Source organism: Halomonas sp. AOP13-D3-9, from assembly GCF_052379125.1.
Lineage (GTDB): Bacteria > Pseudomonadota > Gammaproteobacteria > Pseudomonadales > Halomonadaceae > Vreelandella.
The window spans coordinates 322706-338263 of the sequence record NZ_JBQSYH010000002.1 but is presented as its reverse complement, the minus strand read 5'-3'; the positions used below and the strand labels follow the sequence as shown (position 1 = coordinate 338263).

General features: G+C 49.5%; 18 protein-coding genes. 11 read left to right on the top strand and 7 right to left on the bottom strand.

Annotated elements, in window-relative coordinates:
- Positions 1-175 precede the first annotated feature (175 nt).
- From ACT3UM_RS03730 to flgA, 4 genes are all read right to left on the bottom strand, one after another.
- Positions 176-916, bottom strand: coding sequence for an SDR family NAD(P)-dependent oxidoreductase (locus tag ACT3UM_RS03730; RefSeq protein ID WP_498896222.1), 741 nt, complete (start codon positions 914-916; stop codon positions 176-178).
- Positions 917-986: 70 nt separating this feature from the next.
- Positions 987-1436, bottom strand: coding sequence for a flagella synthesis protein FlgN (locus tag ACT3UM_RS03725; protein WP_498896220.1), 450 nt, complete (start codon positions 1434-1436; stop codon positions 987-989).
- 12 nt (positions 1437-1448) lie between these two features.
- On the bottom strand, positions 1449-1715 hold the full coding sequence (flgM, locus tag ACT3UM_RS03720) for a flagellar biosynthesis anti-sigma factor FlgM (protein WP_498896218.1): 267 nt from the start codon (positions 1713-1715) through the stop codon (positions 1449-1451).
- Positions 1716-1811: 96 nt separating this feature from the next.
- Positions 1812-2528 (bottom strand): flagellar basal body P-ring formation chaperone FlgA, encoded by a 717-nt coding sequence (gene flgA / locus ACT3UM_RS03715; RefSeq protein ID WP_498896216.1) that lies wholly within the window; start codon positions 2526-2528, stop codon positions 1812-1814.
- Between the two features lie 202 nt (positions 2529-2730).
- On the opposite strand from flgA, the gene flgB reads away from it, so the two are divergent.
- The 11 genes from flgB (at position 2731) to flgL (ending at position 13491) form a co-directional block, all read left to right on the top strand.
- On the top strand, positions 2731-3165 hold the full coding sequence (flgB, locus tag ACT3UM_RS03710) for a flagellar basal body rod protein FlgB (protein ID WP_498896239.1): 435 nt from the start codon (positions 2731-2733) through the stop codon (positions 3163-3165).
- Between the two features lie 32 nt (positions 3166-3197).
- A complete protein-coding gene (flgC, locus tag ACT3UM_RS03705) occupies positions 3198-3608 on the top strand; it encodes a flagellar basal body rod protein FlgC (protein WP_498896214.1) in 411 nt (136 codons plus the stop codon).
- Positions 3609-3610: 2 nt separating this feature from the next.
- Positions 3611-4300: a flagellar hook assembly protein FlgD gene (locus ACT3UM_RS03700; protein ID WP_498896212.1), complete on the top strand. Its 690-nt coding sequence runs from the start codon at positions 3611-3613 to the stop codon at positions 4298-4300.
- Between the two features lie 34 nt (positions 4301-4334).
- Positions 4335-5837 (top strand): flagellar hook protein FlgE, encoded by a 1503-nt coding sequence (gene flgE / locus ACT3UM_RS03695; protein WP_498896210.1) that lies wholly within the window; start codon positions 4335-4337, stop codon positions 5835-5837.
- A 31-nt stretch (positions 5838-5868) separates the two neighbouring features.
- Positions 5869-6627, top strand: a complete 759-nt coding sequence (locus ACT3UM_RS03690) for a flagellar basal body rod protein FlgF (RefSeq protein WP_498896208.1) — start codon at positions 5869-5871, stop codon at positions 6625-6627.
- Between the two features lie 50 nt (positions 6628-6677).
- Positions 6678-7460, top strand: coding sequence for a flagellar basal-body rod protein FlgG (gene flgG / locus ACT3UM_RS03685; protein ID WP_498896206.1), 783 nt, complete (start codon positions 6678-6680; stop codon positions 7458-7460).
- Between the two features lie 37 nt (positions 7461-7497).
- A complete protein-coding gene (locus tag ACT3UM_RS03680) occupies positions 7498-8187 on the top strand; it encodes a flagellar basal body L-ring protein FlgH (protein ID WP_498896204.1) in 690 nt (229 codons plus the stop codon).
- Positions 8188-8334: 147 nt separating this feature from the next.
- Complete coding sequence (locus ACT3UM_RS03675; RefSeq protein ID WP_498896202.1) at positions 8335-9408, top strand: flagellar basal body P-ring protein FlgI; 1074 nt, start codon at positions 8335-8337, stop codon at positions 9406-9408.
- On the top strand, positions 9408-10442 hold the full coding sequence (gene flgJ, locus ACT3UM_RS03670) for a flagellar assembly peptidoglycan hydrolase FlgJ (RefSeq protein WP_498896200.1): 1035 nt from the start codon (positions 9408-9410) through the stop codon (positions 10440-10442). Before ACT3UM_RS03675 ends, flgJ begins: the two co-directional genes overlap by 1 nt.
- Before the next feature lie 73 nt (positions 10443-10515).
- Positions 10516-12195, top strand: a complete 1680-nt coding sequence (flgK, locus tag ACT3UM_RS03665) for a flagellar hook-associated protein FlgK (RefSeq protein ID WP_498896198.1) — start codon at positions 10516-10518, stop codon at positions 12193-12195.
- A gap of 18 nt (positions 12196-12213) precedes the next feature.
- On the top strand, positions 12214-13491 hold the full coding sequence (flgL, locus tag ACT3UM_RS03660; protein ID WP_498896196.1) for a flagellar hook-associated protein FlgL: 1278 nt from the start codon (positions 12214-12216) through the stop codon (positions 13489-13491).
- A gap of 85 nt (positions 13492-13576) precedes the next feature.
- On the opposite strand, the gene fliR is transcribed toward flgL, so the two are convergent.
- The 3 genes from fliR to fliP are packed head-to-tail and all read right to left on the bottom strand — an operon-like array spanning position 13577 to position 15550.
- Positions 13577-14368: a flagellar biosynthetic protein FliR gene (gene fliR, locus ACT3UM_RS03655; protein ID WP_498896194.1), complete on the bottom strand. Its 792-nt coding sequence runs from the start codon at positions 14366-14368 to the stop codon at positions 13577-13579.
- Positions 14369-14371: 3 nt separating this feature from the next.
- On the bottom strand, positions 14372-14641 hold the full coding sequence (fliQ, locus tag ACT3UM_RS03650) for a flagellar biosynthesis protein FliQ (protein ID WP_498896192.1): 270 nt from the start codon (positions 14639-14641) through the stop codon (positions 14372-14374).
- 45 nt (positions 14642-14686) lie between these two features.
- Positions 14687-15550: a flagellar type III secretion system pore protein FliP gene (fliP, locus tag ACT3UM_RS03645; protein WP_498896190.1), complete on the bottom strand. Its 864-nt coding sequence runs from the start codon at positions 15548-15550 to the stop codon at positions 14687-14689.
- Positions 15551-15558: the final 8 nt, after the last annotated feature.

The following is a 15558-nucleotide window of genomic DNA, read 5'->3' as shown; positions in this document are numbered from 1 at the left end:
TGAAAAATCCCCCAGGGCTGATGCCTTGGGGGATTTTTTTATGTCTACTATTTACCTCACACCTCACACCTCACACCTCACACCTCACACCTCACACCTCACACCTCACACCTCACACCTCACACCTCACACCTCACACCTCACACCTCACACCTCACACCTCACACCTCACACCTCACCACTCGATAGGCTGGCCATCCCAAGCCCAGAAGGTACCGCTATCGTCGGGCGTTCGCTGAGCGATGACGGCCAGCATTTGCTCTGCTACAAATGTGGGCGTGAAAAGCTTTTCGCTAGGCACTCGGGCTTGAAAGGGTTTGGAGAGAGCGGTATCGGTGGTGCCAGGGTGTAGGCATAGCACGATGGACTGCTTGTTAAGCCTCTTGAACTCAATGGATACTGTCTTCATCAGCATATTGTGAGCCGCTTTGCTGGCACGGTAGCTGTACCAGCCGCCTAGCTGATTATCTTCGATTGAGCCAACCCGGGCGGAAAGGCTGGCAATCACTGCCGGATGTGTCCCTTTGAACGAGTCCTGCAGTGTCGCCAGCAGAAGGATCGGTACAAAGGCGTTGATGTTCATTGTGTGTGCTAGATTCTCAGCGCTTAGCTGATCAAGGCGCTTCTCGGGTAGTAGCTGTAGAGCTTCATCATGCAGGATGCCGATGGCATTGAAAAATAAGTGAATCGGCTGGGCAGCCAACTCTTTCTTAAGCGCCTGCCTATCCTGCTCTTGGGAAATATCAAGTGTTAGATGAGTAAGGTGAGGGTGATCAAGTTGTTGTGTTTGGCGGCTTACCGCAATAACGTGGCCAACCTGAGAGGAGGATAGTAGTTGCTCAATGATGGCAGCGCCTATCCCTCCCGATGCACCGACAACCAGCGCTGTAAAATGGTGAGGCAGTAAATTGAACATGAGAAGCCTTTGAAATCCTGCTAATGAAGGCTTTCATTGAAACGTCATGTGAAGAACTTGTCGAGAGAGATTAGGCGGAAGCGTTGATTTTGCCAGGTTGGGCGCTGTTACGACCATCTGGCTTATAAAGCGTTTTTTCTGCGATTTGACGAATATAATCGAGCATGTCTTGATTATGCTTCATCCGTACTGAGAGCATTTGGCCGGTTAGCTCATTCATACGCGAAGCTCGCTCACTCTTTTCTAGCAAGCGTGTCCACGCTGTCAGGCAACCCGCATCCTGGGCTGCCGCCCTGGCGCCGTTAGCACCTTCGGCATATCCAAGACGCTTTTGCACATTGCGTCGCACAGCCTCAATACGCTCTAGCTCAGCCAATAATGACTGTTTTTCTAATGCGACTTGAGATAGCGCATCACCGTCAATGTCCCCTTGCGTCAATAAATTTTGCTCACTGGACAACAACGAAGTAAGCGCATCAAGGCGCTGTTGTTGATCGGTAAGCAGGGATGCAAGGCTCATTACAATGTCCCCTTATAGATCTTTGAGATTGGCAATTAAGCCCTCGGCTATACGGTCAGCACGCATTTCAAGGCGTCCCTCGCGAATGGCGTCACGAATCTCTTCAACTCTAGCGCTATCGATATCCTGAGATTCGTCGATATTTGATTGGCTTAACTGAGTTGATTCGCGAGCCGTACCGCTTGATTCTGCGGGTTGTACGCTATCAGCTTTTTGTGTTTCATTGCGCTGCTGGGCTTGGTTGGAGCGTAGCAGCGGATTAATATTATCAATATTCACGTTGTCTGCCTCATCGTCAACGTCGATGCGCTTGGCGCTTAATGTAGCCTGTATAGCAATATATCGGCAGTGCTCAGTATAACTTTAGGCGTTGAGTTAAAAATCCACCACCAAAACACCGCGCTCAGTGACACGCGCAGTCATGATTTCCCGTGAACCAAAACGCACCCGAATTTGCTCGCCAAGAGCGCCATTTTCAAGTGCTTCGCCCTCGCGTGAAACGCGAAAGGCCGAGCCCTGAGCTATGACAGTAACGCGCTGCCCTCGTTCAACTAAATGGGGGGCTTGTAAATAGTGCGCTAAAAAGGCGCTGCCACTACGAATGGGACGCTGAGTGATTTTACCCACAATATCTTCTTCATCGGTCAAAGCCTGAGCTGACAGATCACCAAGGTTACCATCGCGCTCGCTGAGCATGTTTGGCGTAATTAGTGTGCCCCGTTCAATATCCCTTGCTGCCACCATGTAGCTGCCAATGACATCAATTTGGGCCTGCAAGTAGCGGACTTGTCGACCGTTTTCACCGCAACGTACCCCTACGGAAACACGGCCTAAGGGCGCTTGATTTGCATTGGGCAAAAAAGGCTCCGGTTGAACGCATTCAGGCAAATGTGGGGAGGGTGGCTGTAGGTTAATCACCACTTCCTCACCTAGTGCCTGTGTCTCTGCATACAAAAAACTGTGCACTTGCTGGAGAAGGTTGTCGTTATTAGCCTGAGCTGTGGTTAAGGAAGTGACGCATAAGATTGCCAAGAAGAGGACTACCTGCCAAAAGCGAAGAGTGCTTGGCTTAGTGAAGCGCTGTCGTAGCATGTTGAGGCCGCTTGCTTGGGAACTGGAGAAAGGAGAACAACGAGGAGAAGTCATTGCTTAGTGTAGCGAAAAGGTAGCAGGCGTATCACGCGAAATGCTGGTGGAAACGCCAGCTGTTCCATGCTTTAGGCTGACAGTTCCAGACGTATTCTTCATCATCAACAAAATCCATTTTATTTTTTGCCTCAAAGCGAGGGTCGGCATGATTGATCAACTGGAATCTGCCTTTAATTTTCATCAGCAAGCCGTGGGTTTACGCCAGGCACGTCACGAAGTGTTGGCAGCTAATATTGCCAATGCCGATACGCCTAACTACAAAGCGCGTGACATTGATTTTGCTAGTGAGCTGAAAAAAGCAGTAGACGGTACTCAGAGTGCATCTAGTAATGCTGGCGGTGGTCTGACACTGGCGCGCACCGCTGGACACCATATTGCTGGAGAAGGACCCGCATGGCGTGGAGCAGGCAACGCCGATTTACTTTACCGCATTCCCGACCAACCTAGTTTGGATGGAAATACGGTTGATATGGATCGTGAGCGCACGCAGTTTGCTGATAACGCTGTGCGTTATCAAGTTGGACTCACGATGCTCAACAGTCGTATTCAAGGGCTTAAAAATGCCATGCAGCCCGAATAGTCCAGGCCAAATTAGTGAGGAGTTAATCAACGATGTCGATGTTTTCTACGTTTGATATTGCCGGTTCGGCAATGAGCGCCCAGTCCCAGCGCATGAACGTGACTGCCAGCAATATGGCCAATGCCGACAGTGTTGCCGGCCCGGATGGTGAAACCTATCGAGCGAAGCAGGTAATGTTTGAGACTCAGGCGCAGGGCAATCGCTATGGCGTTGGCGGCGTGCGGGTCACCGAGGTGGTGGAAGACGATTCGCCGCTGCGTATGGAGTATATGCCTAACCATCCGGCGGCGGATGAAGATGGCTACGTGGCAAAGCCCAACGTTGAGCCGGTACATGAAATGGTCAACATGATTTCTGCCTCGCGCTCCTATCAAGCCAACGTTGAAGTATTTAACACCAGTAAGCAGATGCTGATGCAGACGCTTTCTTTGGGAGAGGGATAACAATGAGTACTATTGATCCAACCACTTTGTCGAATATCAATGGTGGTGGTGTTCAGCTAAAGCAGAGCCAATCAGACGAGCTGCGTAATAGTTTTATGACACTACTAATTACTCAGTTGCAAAACCAAGACCCGCTTAAACCCATGGAAAGCGCGGAGATGACGTCTCAAATCGCACAAATCAACACAGTGAGTGGTATTGAGCAGCTGAATAGCACGTTAGAGGGTATTACCAGTCAGATGGATGCCAATCAGGCATTGCAGGCTAGCGGCCTAATTGGCCAAGGCGTCATGGTGCCTGGGCGTCAAATCATGTTGGAGCAAGATAGCGAAGGTCAACCTTACTCAACACCTTTCGGTATTGAATTAGCCCAGTCCGCTTCCAATGTCCAAGCGACGATTGTTGGTCAGGGCGGTCAGGTTATCCGTCGCTATGATTTAGGGGCGGTTGATGCGGGTGTGCAATCTTTCAAATGGGATGGGAAGAATGACCAGGGTGAAGTGGTTGCAAGTAATCGCTATACCGTTCAGCTAGAGGCGACGGACGCTGAGGGTGAAGCAATTGAATCGACAGAACTAAACTATGCCATCGTTAACAGCGTGACGCCTAACGATGTTAACGGTGGTGTTCGGCTGGACCTAGGGGCGATTTATGGTCAAATCAGCCTGAATGATGTTAAACAAATTCTTTGATTTAGTAGCATAAATTGTCTTTTAGGAGAATGAAATGAGTTTTTCTCAAGCACTAAGCGGTCTGAATGCACAGTCAGAAAACCTGAAAATTTTAGGTAATAATATTGCTAACTCCCAAACTGTGGGTTTTAAAAGCTCTGGTGCAATATTTGCTGACGTATTTGCTGGAGCAAGCAGCCAGGTGGGTCTGGGTGTCAAAATCTCAGATGTTCGACAAGACTTTACTGCGGGTGATTTAGAAACGTCGGGACGTACCTTGGATCTAGCGGTGGCTGGCGAAGGTTTTTACCGTGTTCAACAAACAAACGGTGAAGTCGCTTATACCCGAAACGGTCAATTTAGCCAAGATAATGAAGGTTTTTTGGTCAATGCATCCGGACAGCGATTAACGGGATATGGCCTGTCTGATGCTAATGACCCATTTTCAGCTGTTGTTCCAGGAGGAGCCCCTGAGGCACTGAATATACCATCGGCCGACATTCCTGCTAAAGCTACTGCTGATGTAGCGGCTACTTATAACCTAGATGCTAGTACAGTGCCCGGTCAGGGCTTGCAGCAAGCAACAGTCCAAGCAGTGGATGAAAATGGTGATTTAATTACGGTTGATAATGCTGGTGCTTATGATGCAGCTGGTGATGCACTTGAGCTTGATGTCTCTTATCACTACTCAAATAGCTTTACTACCTTCGATTCCTTGGGTAATGAACGCAATATCACGATGTATTATGAAAAGGTAGATGACAATACCTGGAAGGCTTTTCAAGCTGTTGATGGAAAACTTGCATTTGATGGCGTTGGTGGTGGTGCCCAAGATCTGGAAAATTCGTTCTGGCTGAGGTTTAACAGCAATGGACAGCTTGCTAAATATAGCGACCTTGACGATGCAGGCAATGGGGCTCGTGATGAAGATGATGTGGTAGGTATCGCGGCTGCAGGGTATCAACTCGATTTTGGTGCGGCAGTACCACTCGCAGTAAATGGCGCATCCGCTAATGGCCAAAATGCCGCTGAGGCATTTAATCAAGACTCGGTTGACGATGCAGGCCTAACGAAAGCCTTTGCAAATTTAGAATTTATCGTGGGTGATGGCGCTGATCCGCTTAATTATGATTTTGCACTGACTGGAACTACCCAGTTCAATAATAATTCTGTGCAAAATACGCTGACGCAAGATGGCTATACCTCTGGCAGCCTCGCTGGATTAGAAATAACTCGCGATGGTCGTGTTATTCGTATTTATACCAACGAAGAACGTCGTGACGCAGGGCAAATCGTGTTGGCTAATTTTGCAAACGAAGAAGGTTTGCAGTCTATTGGTGATAACGCGTGGAGTGCAACCAATGCGTCTGGTATAGGTATTATTGGCACAGGTGGTACCGGTGTTTTTGGCACCATTGAGTCTGGCGTGCTCGAAAATTCTAATGTTGATTTGGCAAAGCAACTGGTAGATACCATTGTTGCCCAGCGTGCTTATCAGGCGAACTCAACATCAATTAGCACTCAGGACGAGCTCCTGCAGACCATTATTAATCTTTAATAATCGGTCATTTAGTTAAGGAGTCAGTAACGTGGATCGAATGCTCTATACCGCCATGAGTGGTGCCAAAAACAGCATGGATCAGCAGTCGGTAGTGAGTAATAACCTATCGAATGTGAGCACTACTGGTTTTCGTGCCCAGCTACAGGCGGCTCGTTCTGTTCCCGTGCAAGGTGAGGCGTTACTGGAAACGCGGGCGTCAGTGATGACTATCACGCCCGGCAGTGATTTTTCTCAGGGCCCTGTTGAGTATACCGGGCGCACGCTTGATGTCACTATGCAGGACGACGCTTGGATGGCGGTACAGGCCGATGACGGTACTGAAACCTATACACGCCGTGGTGACCTGCAGATTGACAATGATGGCGTTCTGCTTAGCGTTGGACGACCAGTGATGGGCGAAGGCGGCCCAATTGCCGTGCCGCAAGGGGCGCAGATATCCATCGGTGCCGACGGCACGATTAGTGCCATCCCTGAAGGGGTAGGGCCGGAAGCACTGGTCGAGGTGGGGCGCATTAAGCTGGTGACACCTGCAGAGGGAGACTTAACGCGCGGTGAAGACGGCCTGTTTCGTGCACCTCCTAATGAAGAAGGTGAGCCGGGAGCCCTACCTGCTGACGAAAATTCCAAGTTGGTGAGTGGTGCGCTTGAAGGCAGTAACGTTAGCGCTGTCGATGCCATGGTATCGATGATTGACATTGCACGCCGTTACGATATGCAGATGAAAGTACTCAGCACCGCTGACGAAAACGCTCAGCGCGCCAACGGGATTCTATCTATTCAAGGTTGATGTTGGCCATTCAGAGCTGACATGAGTCAGTTGGTCAAAGGAGCATAATTATGATTAAGTCCTTATGGACCGCTAAAACCGGTTTGGAATCTCAGCAAACCAAGCTAGACGTGATTTCAAACAATTTAGCTAACGTGAGTACCAATGGGTTCAAGCGCTCACGTCCCGTTTTTGAAGATCTGCTGTATCAGAATATGCGTCAGCCAGGCGCTCAGAATAATATTCAGGATCGCCTGCCTTCTGGCATGCAGGTCGGTACCGGTGTGCGCGCCGTAGCGACTGAGCGACTACATACACAAGGAGGGCTAGAGCAGACAGAAAACTCGCGTGATCTAGCGATCGACGGCGAAGGCTTCTTCCAGGTATTGATGCCCGATGGTACGACGGCTTATACCCGCGACGGCAGTTTTCAGCTAAATGAGAATGGTCAAATGGTAACCGCCAATGGCTACCCCGTTGAACCTGCGATTTTCTTGCCGGCCAATGCACTGTCAGTGAATGTAGGTGAAGATGGTACGGTGAGTGTCCGCCAGCCAGGCGTTGCAATTGATAATGAAGTTGGGCAAATCACCGTCAGTACCTTTATTAACCCGGCTGGTTTAGAAAGTGTTGGGGGAAACCTCTATCTTGAAACAGGGGCTTCAGGCGCACCTAACGAAAATATGCCTGGCATGAATGGTGCTGGGCGATTATTCCAAGGCTACGTGGAAACCTCTAACGTCAATGTTGTTGAAGAGATGGTCAATATGATTCAGACCCAGCGCGCCTATGAAATTAATAGTAAAGCGGTGTCCACCAGCGATGAAATGTTGGCACGCTTAAGCCAGCTGTAACGGCTGTTGCTCATCGGGCTTACTTATAGGTTGGGTTATGTTGGAGTTGCACCACATGTCACGTCGTATTGCGCTAGCAGGGCTGGTGCTTTTAATGCTAGTTGTTGCCGGGTGCGCTCAGATTCCCAGAGCCTCAGTTGTGGGTGAGCAAGAGCAGATCAGTATTGTTGATCGCCCGCCTCCCCTTCCCAATGGCTCTATTTATCAGGCGAGGCAAGGCTATCAGCCTCTCTTTGAAGATCGCCGACCGCGTGCTATGGGCGATATTTTGACCATTGTGTTGGATGAAGAGGTCAGTGCCAGCAAAAACTCGCAGTCCAATGCAGGGCGCAGCGGCAGCGCTAGTCTGGAACTAGCACAATTGCCGGATGTTCTTGATACGCTCGCAGAGTATGGCTTTGATATTTCCGGTGAGAATGACTTTACCGGCAGCGGTGGGTCGCAGGCCAATAATTCGTTTACCGGGACCATCACAGTATCGGTATTAGAAGTAATGAATAACGGCAATTTACGCGTGCGTGGCGAGAAGCAAATCGCCATCAACCAAGGTACTGAGTTTATTCGTTTTTCCGGTGTGGTTAACCCGCGCACGATTACCGCACAAAACACTGTGCCTTCCACTCAGGTGGCAGATGCACGAATTGAGTATGTGGGCGATGGATATATTAACGAAGCGCAGCACATGGGTTGGCTACAACGCTTCTTCTTAAACGTCTCGCCGTTCTAGCTCTATGGGGAGCCACCAATGACAGGCCCAGCAACAAAAGGCCCTTCAATGAAAAAGCGACAGCGGTCAATAGTGATGCGTGTAAGTAGTTTGTGGATAAGTAGCCTGAGAATAAGCAATACATGGGCTTTCCAACTGAGTGCCTTAGTGTTGATTGTCCTATTGGCGTTACCTGCACAGGCAGAGAGCGTTCGAGAACTGTCAAGCTTTGCCGGTGTCCGCGATAACCAATTGGTAGGCTACGGCTTAGTGGTTGGCCTCGACAGTACCGGTGACCAAACGACCCAAGCGCCGTTCACGAGTCAAAGTCTGACCAACATGCTCTCCCAATTGGGCGTAACTGTTCCTTCAGGTACGAACTTGCAACTACGTAACGTCGCAGCGGTGATGGTGACGGCTGATTTGCCACCGTTCTCAAGGCCGGGCCAGCGTTTAGATATCGTGGTTTCATCGATAGCCAACGCACGCAGTTTGCGAGGCGGTACGCTGTTAATGACACCTTTAAAGGGTGCCGACGGTGATACCTATGCGATTGCCCAGGGCAATATGTTGGTGGGTGGCGCGGGTGCAGAAGCCGGAGGCAGCAGTGTACAGATCAATCAGCAGGCTTCGGGGCGTATTCCTAACGGCGCCTTGGTGGAAAAAGAGGTGCCGCTTAATCTGGGCAGTAACGGTGGGATGCTGGAATTACAGCTGAATGATTCCGACTTTGGCACCGTTCAGCGCATGGTGACGGCGATTAATAACGAGTTTGGCCAGTCTGTGGCCTACGCACGTAATGGCCGAGTCATCGCCCTTGACGGCCCTACAGATGATAATGCGCGGGTCAACTTTATGGCGCGTGTTGAAAACGTTCAGGTAACGCCAACTGAAGCACCGGCGCTGGTTGTGCTCAATTCACGTACCGGCTCGGTGGTCATGAACAGTGCTGTCACATTGCGAGAAGCGGCGGTGGCACACGGCAGTCTATCGATCATGATTGATACCCAGTTTGGTGTTAGTCAGCCTAATCCCTTTGGAGAGGGTGAGACGGTAGTGGTACCTGATGCGGATATTAATATTGAGCAGCAAGAGGCTTATCTGCAAATCGTAGAGGGCGCGCAGCTCAACGAAGTGGTCAATGCCTTGAATGCGTTAGGCGCCACACCTCAGGATTTAATGTCGATTCTAGAAGCGCTGAAAGCATCGGGTTCGCTGCGTGCTGAGCTGGAGGTCATCTAATGAATGCGACTGATATGAGCAATCAATTTGCGCTTGATATGCAGGGCTTTCAGCGGCTTCAACACACCGCGCGGGTTGATCCCGAAGCGGGGGTGCAGTCGGCAGCCCAGCAGTTTGAAGCACTGTTCGTACAGATGATGATGAAAAGCATGCGCGATGCGATCCCAACGTCCGGGTTGATGAACAGCAGCGCGACGGATACTTACCAACAGATGTTGGATCAACAGTGGTCACAGGTCATTTCATCTAAAGGGGTTGGGCTTGCGGATGTGCTGATTGAGCAACTAAAACGTGAGGGGGCGATTCCAAAAGATGAAAGCGCATCGTCCACCGCTGATCAACAGACTCAGGCATTGATTGCCGGTATTCCGCGTGGAACACCGCGTATATTGGACAGCCCGCTTAATCCTGGTGATAAAGCAGTTCCCGAAGTGGCCTCAGAGAGCCGTTTCTTGGCGGAGCTAGATGCTGAGCGCCAAGGCCAGGAGGCTGAAGCCGTATCTGCGCAATCCGCCACTAGCCGAGAGCAGTCAGAAAGGCAGCTGCCGCACGTAGATCAATTTATGCAAACACTGGCGGCTCCTGCTCAGGCGGCTAGCGCTACCAGCGGGGTGCCCGCTGAGTTAATCCTGGCCCAAGCCGCGTTGGAAACTGGCTGGGGCAAGCACGAAATTGCGACTCGAAATGGTCATAACAGCCATAATTTATTTGGCATCAAAGCGGGTAACCATTGGCAGGGCGAAACAACCGATATTGTGACACACGAGTATATTAACGGGCGGCGGACGCAGGTGGTTGATACCTTCCGCGTTTATGACTCGTATGAACACGCCTTTACTGATTATGCCAATCTGATTGGCAACAATCCCCGCTACACGGGTGTGACACAAGCGCCAACCGCTGAGCAGGCGGCTCAAGAACTCCAGCGTGGAGGGTATGCGACGGATCCACGCTATGCCGATAAGTTGGTAGCGGTGATGAATACTATGGGGCCACTTAACGCAGCTGGCAGCTTACTAGCCGATTCTCGTTAACCCTTTCCTCAAGTTTTTCTGCGCAGTGCCGATATTTAAATCATATATAGGTATTGGCCTAAGGAATTGAACCATGAGCATGTTTTCGATCGGCTTAAGCGGCCTCAATGCCGCGCAGAATGCCCTGAATACTACTAGCAATAATATCAGTAACGTTTATACACCTGGCTATAATCGAGAAATTACGGTTCTTAACGAAAGTAATAACTCTGGTGTGCGTGTTGCCGATATTGAGCGGCAGTACAATACTTTTGTTGCGGCTCAGTTGAATAATGCCAAATCGCAATCGAGCGCTTTGAGTGCCTATAGCACGCAAGTCACGCAAATTGACAATTTGCTGGCTGATCGTGAGGCTGGTTTGGCACCATTGATGCAAGATTTTTTCTCATCGCTTGAAGATTTGGCTAGCGCGCCTTCTGACCCTGCTGCACGACAAGGTGTTTTAGGTTCAGCTAATACCTTGTCATCTCAATTTCGCTCGTTTGATGGTTATCTCCAAGATTTGCAGTCAGGTGTTAATGGCCAAATAAAAGATGAAATCACTCAGATTAACAATACGACGACCCAGATCGCATCGCTCAACCGTGAAATTTCTCTAGCAAGAGCGCAATTAGGCGAAGCACCAAACAGCCTATTAAATCAGCGTGATCAGATGATTTCTGAGCTGAATGAAAAAATGGATATTCGCCTAAATATCCAAGATGGTAAAACCTATAACCTAACGCTGCCTAACGGCCAGCCGCTCGTTACCGGAGGTACTTCTTATAAGCTTGAAGCGATAGAGTCGCCAAGTGATCCGCAAAGAGTCATCGTGGGGTACCGGGAGGGGGGGCAAGGAAATGGAAATTTAGTCGCTTTAGACGAGGGTTTGATTAGCGGTGGGGCATTGGGCGGTTTGATGAGTTTTCGCTCAGAAACGCTAGATAAAACGCAGAATCAAATTGGCCAGCTCGCTACCTCATTGGCATTAGCGCTTAATGAGCAGCATCAGCAAGGGGTAGATTTACAAGGAGACCAAGGCGAAGCGTTTTTCAGTTTAGGTAAGCCCAATGCTTATTTCAATGCTGATAATGGCGGCAGCGCTAGCGTTGAAGCGACCTTTGATACGGATAATATCAAGGCACTAAGAGCAACCGATTACTCTATTAAAGTGACTGATGCTGCAGCAACGCCACCAGCGCTGGAAGTTACTCGTAAAGATGATGGCTCGTTAGTCGATTTTGAATTCGATGATGCTTCAGACACCCTAAGCTTTGGCGGGGTCAATGTCGTATTTACTGACTTTAATACGGTTCAAAATGGAGATCGTTTTGAAATACAGCCCGTTCGCCGCGCTGCTGGCGGTATGGATACCAACATTACTGATGTAGACAAAATTGCAGCTGGTCAACCCGCGAATCCAGATGATGATCCGGCTGACTGGGTGGCGGAAGGTGTGGGCGATAATCGTAATGCCCTAGCACTGCAAAATATGCAGGCTGAATCGATTGTGGGTGGTAGTGCTTCTGTCAGTGGTGCCTACGCAGCGATTGTGAGCGATGTGGGTAATAGAACCAATATTGTCCAAGTAAATTTAGATGCTCGGCAAGGATTAACCGATCAATTAAAGGCAGTTCAACAGTCTGAATCTGGCGTTAGCTTAGATGAAGAAGCTGCTAATTTGATCCGTTTTCAGCAGTTTTATCAAGCGAACGCACGCGTAATTGACACGGCTTCTAATATTTTTGACACTATTTTGAGTCTGCGAAGCTAACTTTTAGGAGTCTAATTCATGCGCATTAGCAGCGTTACTGTATTCGAACAAAGTACGGCTTCTATTAATCGTCAACAAAGCGATTTCTTGAAAGTTAGCCAGCAGATTGCTAGTGGCCGACGGGTGGTAAACCCATCCGACGATCCCCAGGCGGCCTCACGTGCGGTAGGGGTTGAGCAAGCTAAAGCGATTACTGAACAATATTCAGACGCGAGGGTATCTGCGCGTAATTCACTGTCGCAGACGGAAAGCATTTTAAATAGCGTCAGTGATGCAATAACCAGCGCCAAAACGCTCTTGATTCAGGCATCAAGTGATACCTTGAGTAGTGCTGACCGCGATTCAATCGCTAGCGAGCTTAAAGGCGTCTATGAAACGATGCTGGGTCAGGCCAATGCCACTGACGGTAATGGCCGCTATCTCTTTGGGGGGTATAAAGATAATGCCGCGCCCTTCGTTAAAACAGCCGACGGCAATGTTATTTATAACGGCGATGAAAATGTACGTGAACAGCGAGTGGATTCTTCGCGCTTGATGAGGGTTGCTGACAATGGCGCGACCATCTTCAAGAGTGTTCCCAGTGGTGCTGGCTACATAGCAGAAGCAAAGCGTGAGAATGGCACACTGAATCAAGGCAATGTGACGTTTAGTGGGCCGCGAGTAAGCGACGTCAACGACGACGATTACGGCAGTGACTACCGTGTCACGTTTGATGGCGACGATGATAATCAGACTTATCAGATTGAGCGACGCGAAGGTACGGACTGGGTTACCGAGGATACTGCAGGTGCGGCACTACCCTCAGGTAGTTGGAATGATGACCTTAATGAGGATGGCTCTCTCTCATTAGTGTTTGGTGGTTTGACGATTGGTCTTGAGGGAATACCTGCGCCAGATGACGAAATCCTCGTTGCCCAAGCGGGTAGCGATCAGCGTGAGCCAGATCTTTTCCGTACCATGGAAGAAGCGATCCGTGTGCTGGAATCTCCAGCCGAGACGTCGTCCCAGAAAGCCGACTTGCGCAATACCTTGAACACCTCTATGCGCGATTTGGATAATTCACTGGATAATGTGCTAACAGTGCGCGCTTCGGCAGGTGCACGGCTTAATGAACTTGACGTGGTTGACGCTGTGGGTAGCAATAGGATGCTCAACTACGAGCAGACTCTGTCAGACTTGGTAGACCTTGATTACAATAAAGCTATTTCCGAATATAGTCTGCGTCAAGTGGGGATGCAGGCAGCGCAGAAAGCGTTCGTAGACATTAAAGGCTTATCACTATTTAACTATATGTAACTGCTTGGCTGTACTTAGCCCTAGCCGCTCTAATTTTACCCCTATGTTTTTTGTGAAACACTTTTTTCATGAAAAACATAGGTTTTTAGTTTAAGGGAGCCATCGTTTCGATTAACGTCTGCATAAACGCTAGCCCTTGGGTAAATAAACGCTGTAAAAACCGATTAATGTCGGTCATCAGCACCATCATTAATATTAGCCCCACAATGAGAGAGGTCGGGAAGCCGATATTAAATACCGTGAGCTGCGGAGCGGAACGGTTTAGTATGCCCAAAGCTAGGTTAATGGTGAGTAGGGAGCCCACCAGCGGCAGGGCTAATAACATGCCCGCCGCAAAAATCGTTCCTGCGTAGCGAGCAAGCAGTACAAACGCATCTGGATTAAAGGTTCCGATGCCTATGGGCAGCGTTTGGAAGCTCATAATCAGGGTTTCAAGCACCATCAGGTGACCATTCATCGCCAAGAACATCAGCAGAGTGATCATATAGAGGATACGTGAAAGCACCATAATATTGGTCCCGCTCGACGTATCAAAAAAGCTCGCAAACGCTAGGCCCATTTGCAGGCCGATAAAATCCCCCGCTGCTTGAACAACCGCAAACATGATATGCATAACGAGTCCCATCGCTAAGCCGATCAGGATCTGTTCGATCATAACCCCAACCCCAGCCCAGGACATGATGGCGATATCCGGCATGGCAGGCAGAATCGGCGCAATAACAATGGCAATCAGGGCAGCAAGGCCCACTTTGGCTTGGTTAGGAACGCTGGAGTGACCCCACAGAGGAGAGGCTGCCATAAAGGCCGTGATGCGCGCAAACGGCCATAGAAAAGCCACCAACCACCCCTGCAGTTGTGCGAAAGTGACCTCCACCATACGCTACATCACCATACTGGGGATGTTGGTAAATAGGCGGTGAGTAAAGTCGGTAATCAATCCAAGCAGCCAGGGGCCCGCTAAAACCAGTACCGTGAACACGGCAAGAATTTTAGGAATGAATGTTAGCGTCATTTCGTTAATTTGTGTGGCGGCTTGGAATAGGCTAATGATCAGGCCTGTCAACAGTGCCGCCAGCAGCATGGGTCCAGCAAGGAGAAGCGTTACACGCATACCTTGATAAGCAATGCTCATCACCATTTCGGGTGTCATAGCTGGAATCCTTTGTGCTGTATGAACGATCTGCTGTGTAAAGCGCTATATCATGTAAAAGCTTTCTGCCATCGAGCCAATAATAAGCTGCCAGCCATCCACCAGAATGAACAGCATCAGTTTAAAAGGTAATGAGATCGTGATGGGGGGGACCATCATCATACCCAGTGCCATCAAGGTGCTGGCCACCACGAGGTCAATGATCAAAAACGGAATAAAAATCGTAAAGCCAATTTGAAATGCCGTCTTTAGCTCGCTCGTAACGTAAGCAGGCAATAACACTCGCATCGGTAACTCTTCCGGGCCTTGCATCGGCCCTATGTCTGCCAAGCGAACGAACAACGCCAGATCGGGCTCGCGGGTTTGGGCGAGCATAAATTCCCGAAATGGATCCTGAGCAAGTAGCAAAAACTCTTCAAAATTAATCGTCTCATTCGTCAATGGCACCCAGGCGTTGTCATACACCTGTGCCAATACCGGGGACATAATAAAAAAAGTCAGAAAAAGCGCTATTCCCAAGAGTACTTGATTGGGCGGTGTTGCCTGGGTGCCCATTGCCGTTCGCAATAGGCTAAGCACAATGATGATGCGCGTAAAGCTCGTCATCATCAGTAACATGGAGGGTAAAAAAGCTAGCGAGCTGAGGAAGAGTAGTGTTTGCAGCGAGAGTGACCACTGCTGGCCACCATCTTCTAGCGGCTGAGAAGTAATCCCGGGTATCTGCTGAGCATGGGCAGGGCTGGCCGCCAATATGAAACAAACACCAAGCACCAATGATAGCCACAGCCAGCGCCGAACTTCTCCGTTAGAAGCCTTGTTATTCAAAATATTGCTTTGCAAAAAAATGACCTGAAAAGCATGCTGCATAGCAAAAAAGGCTTTAAAATGATCGGGCCAAGAAAAGTGCATCCGTTGCC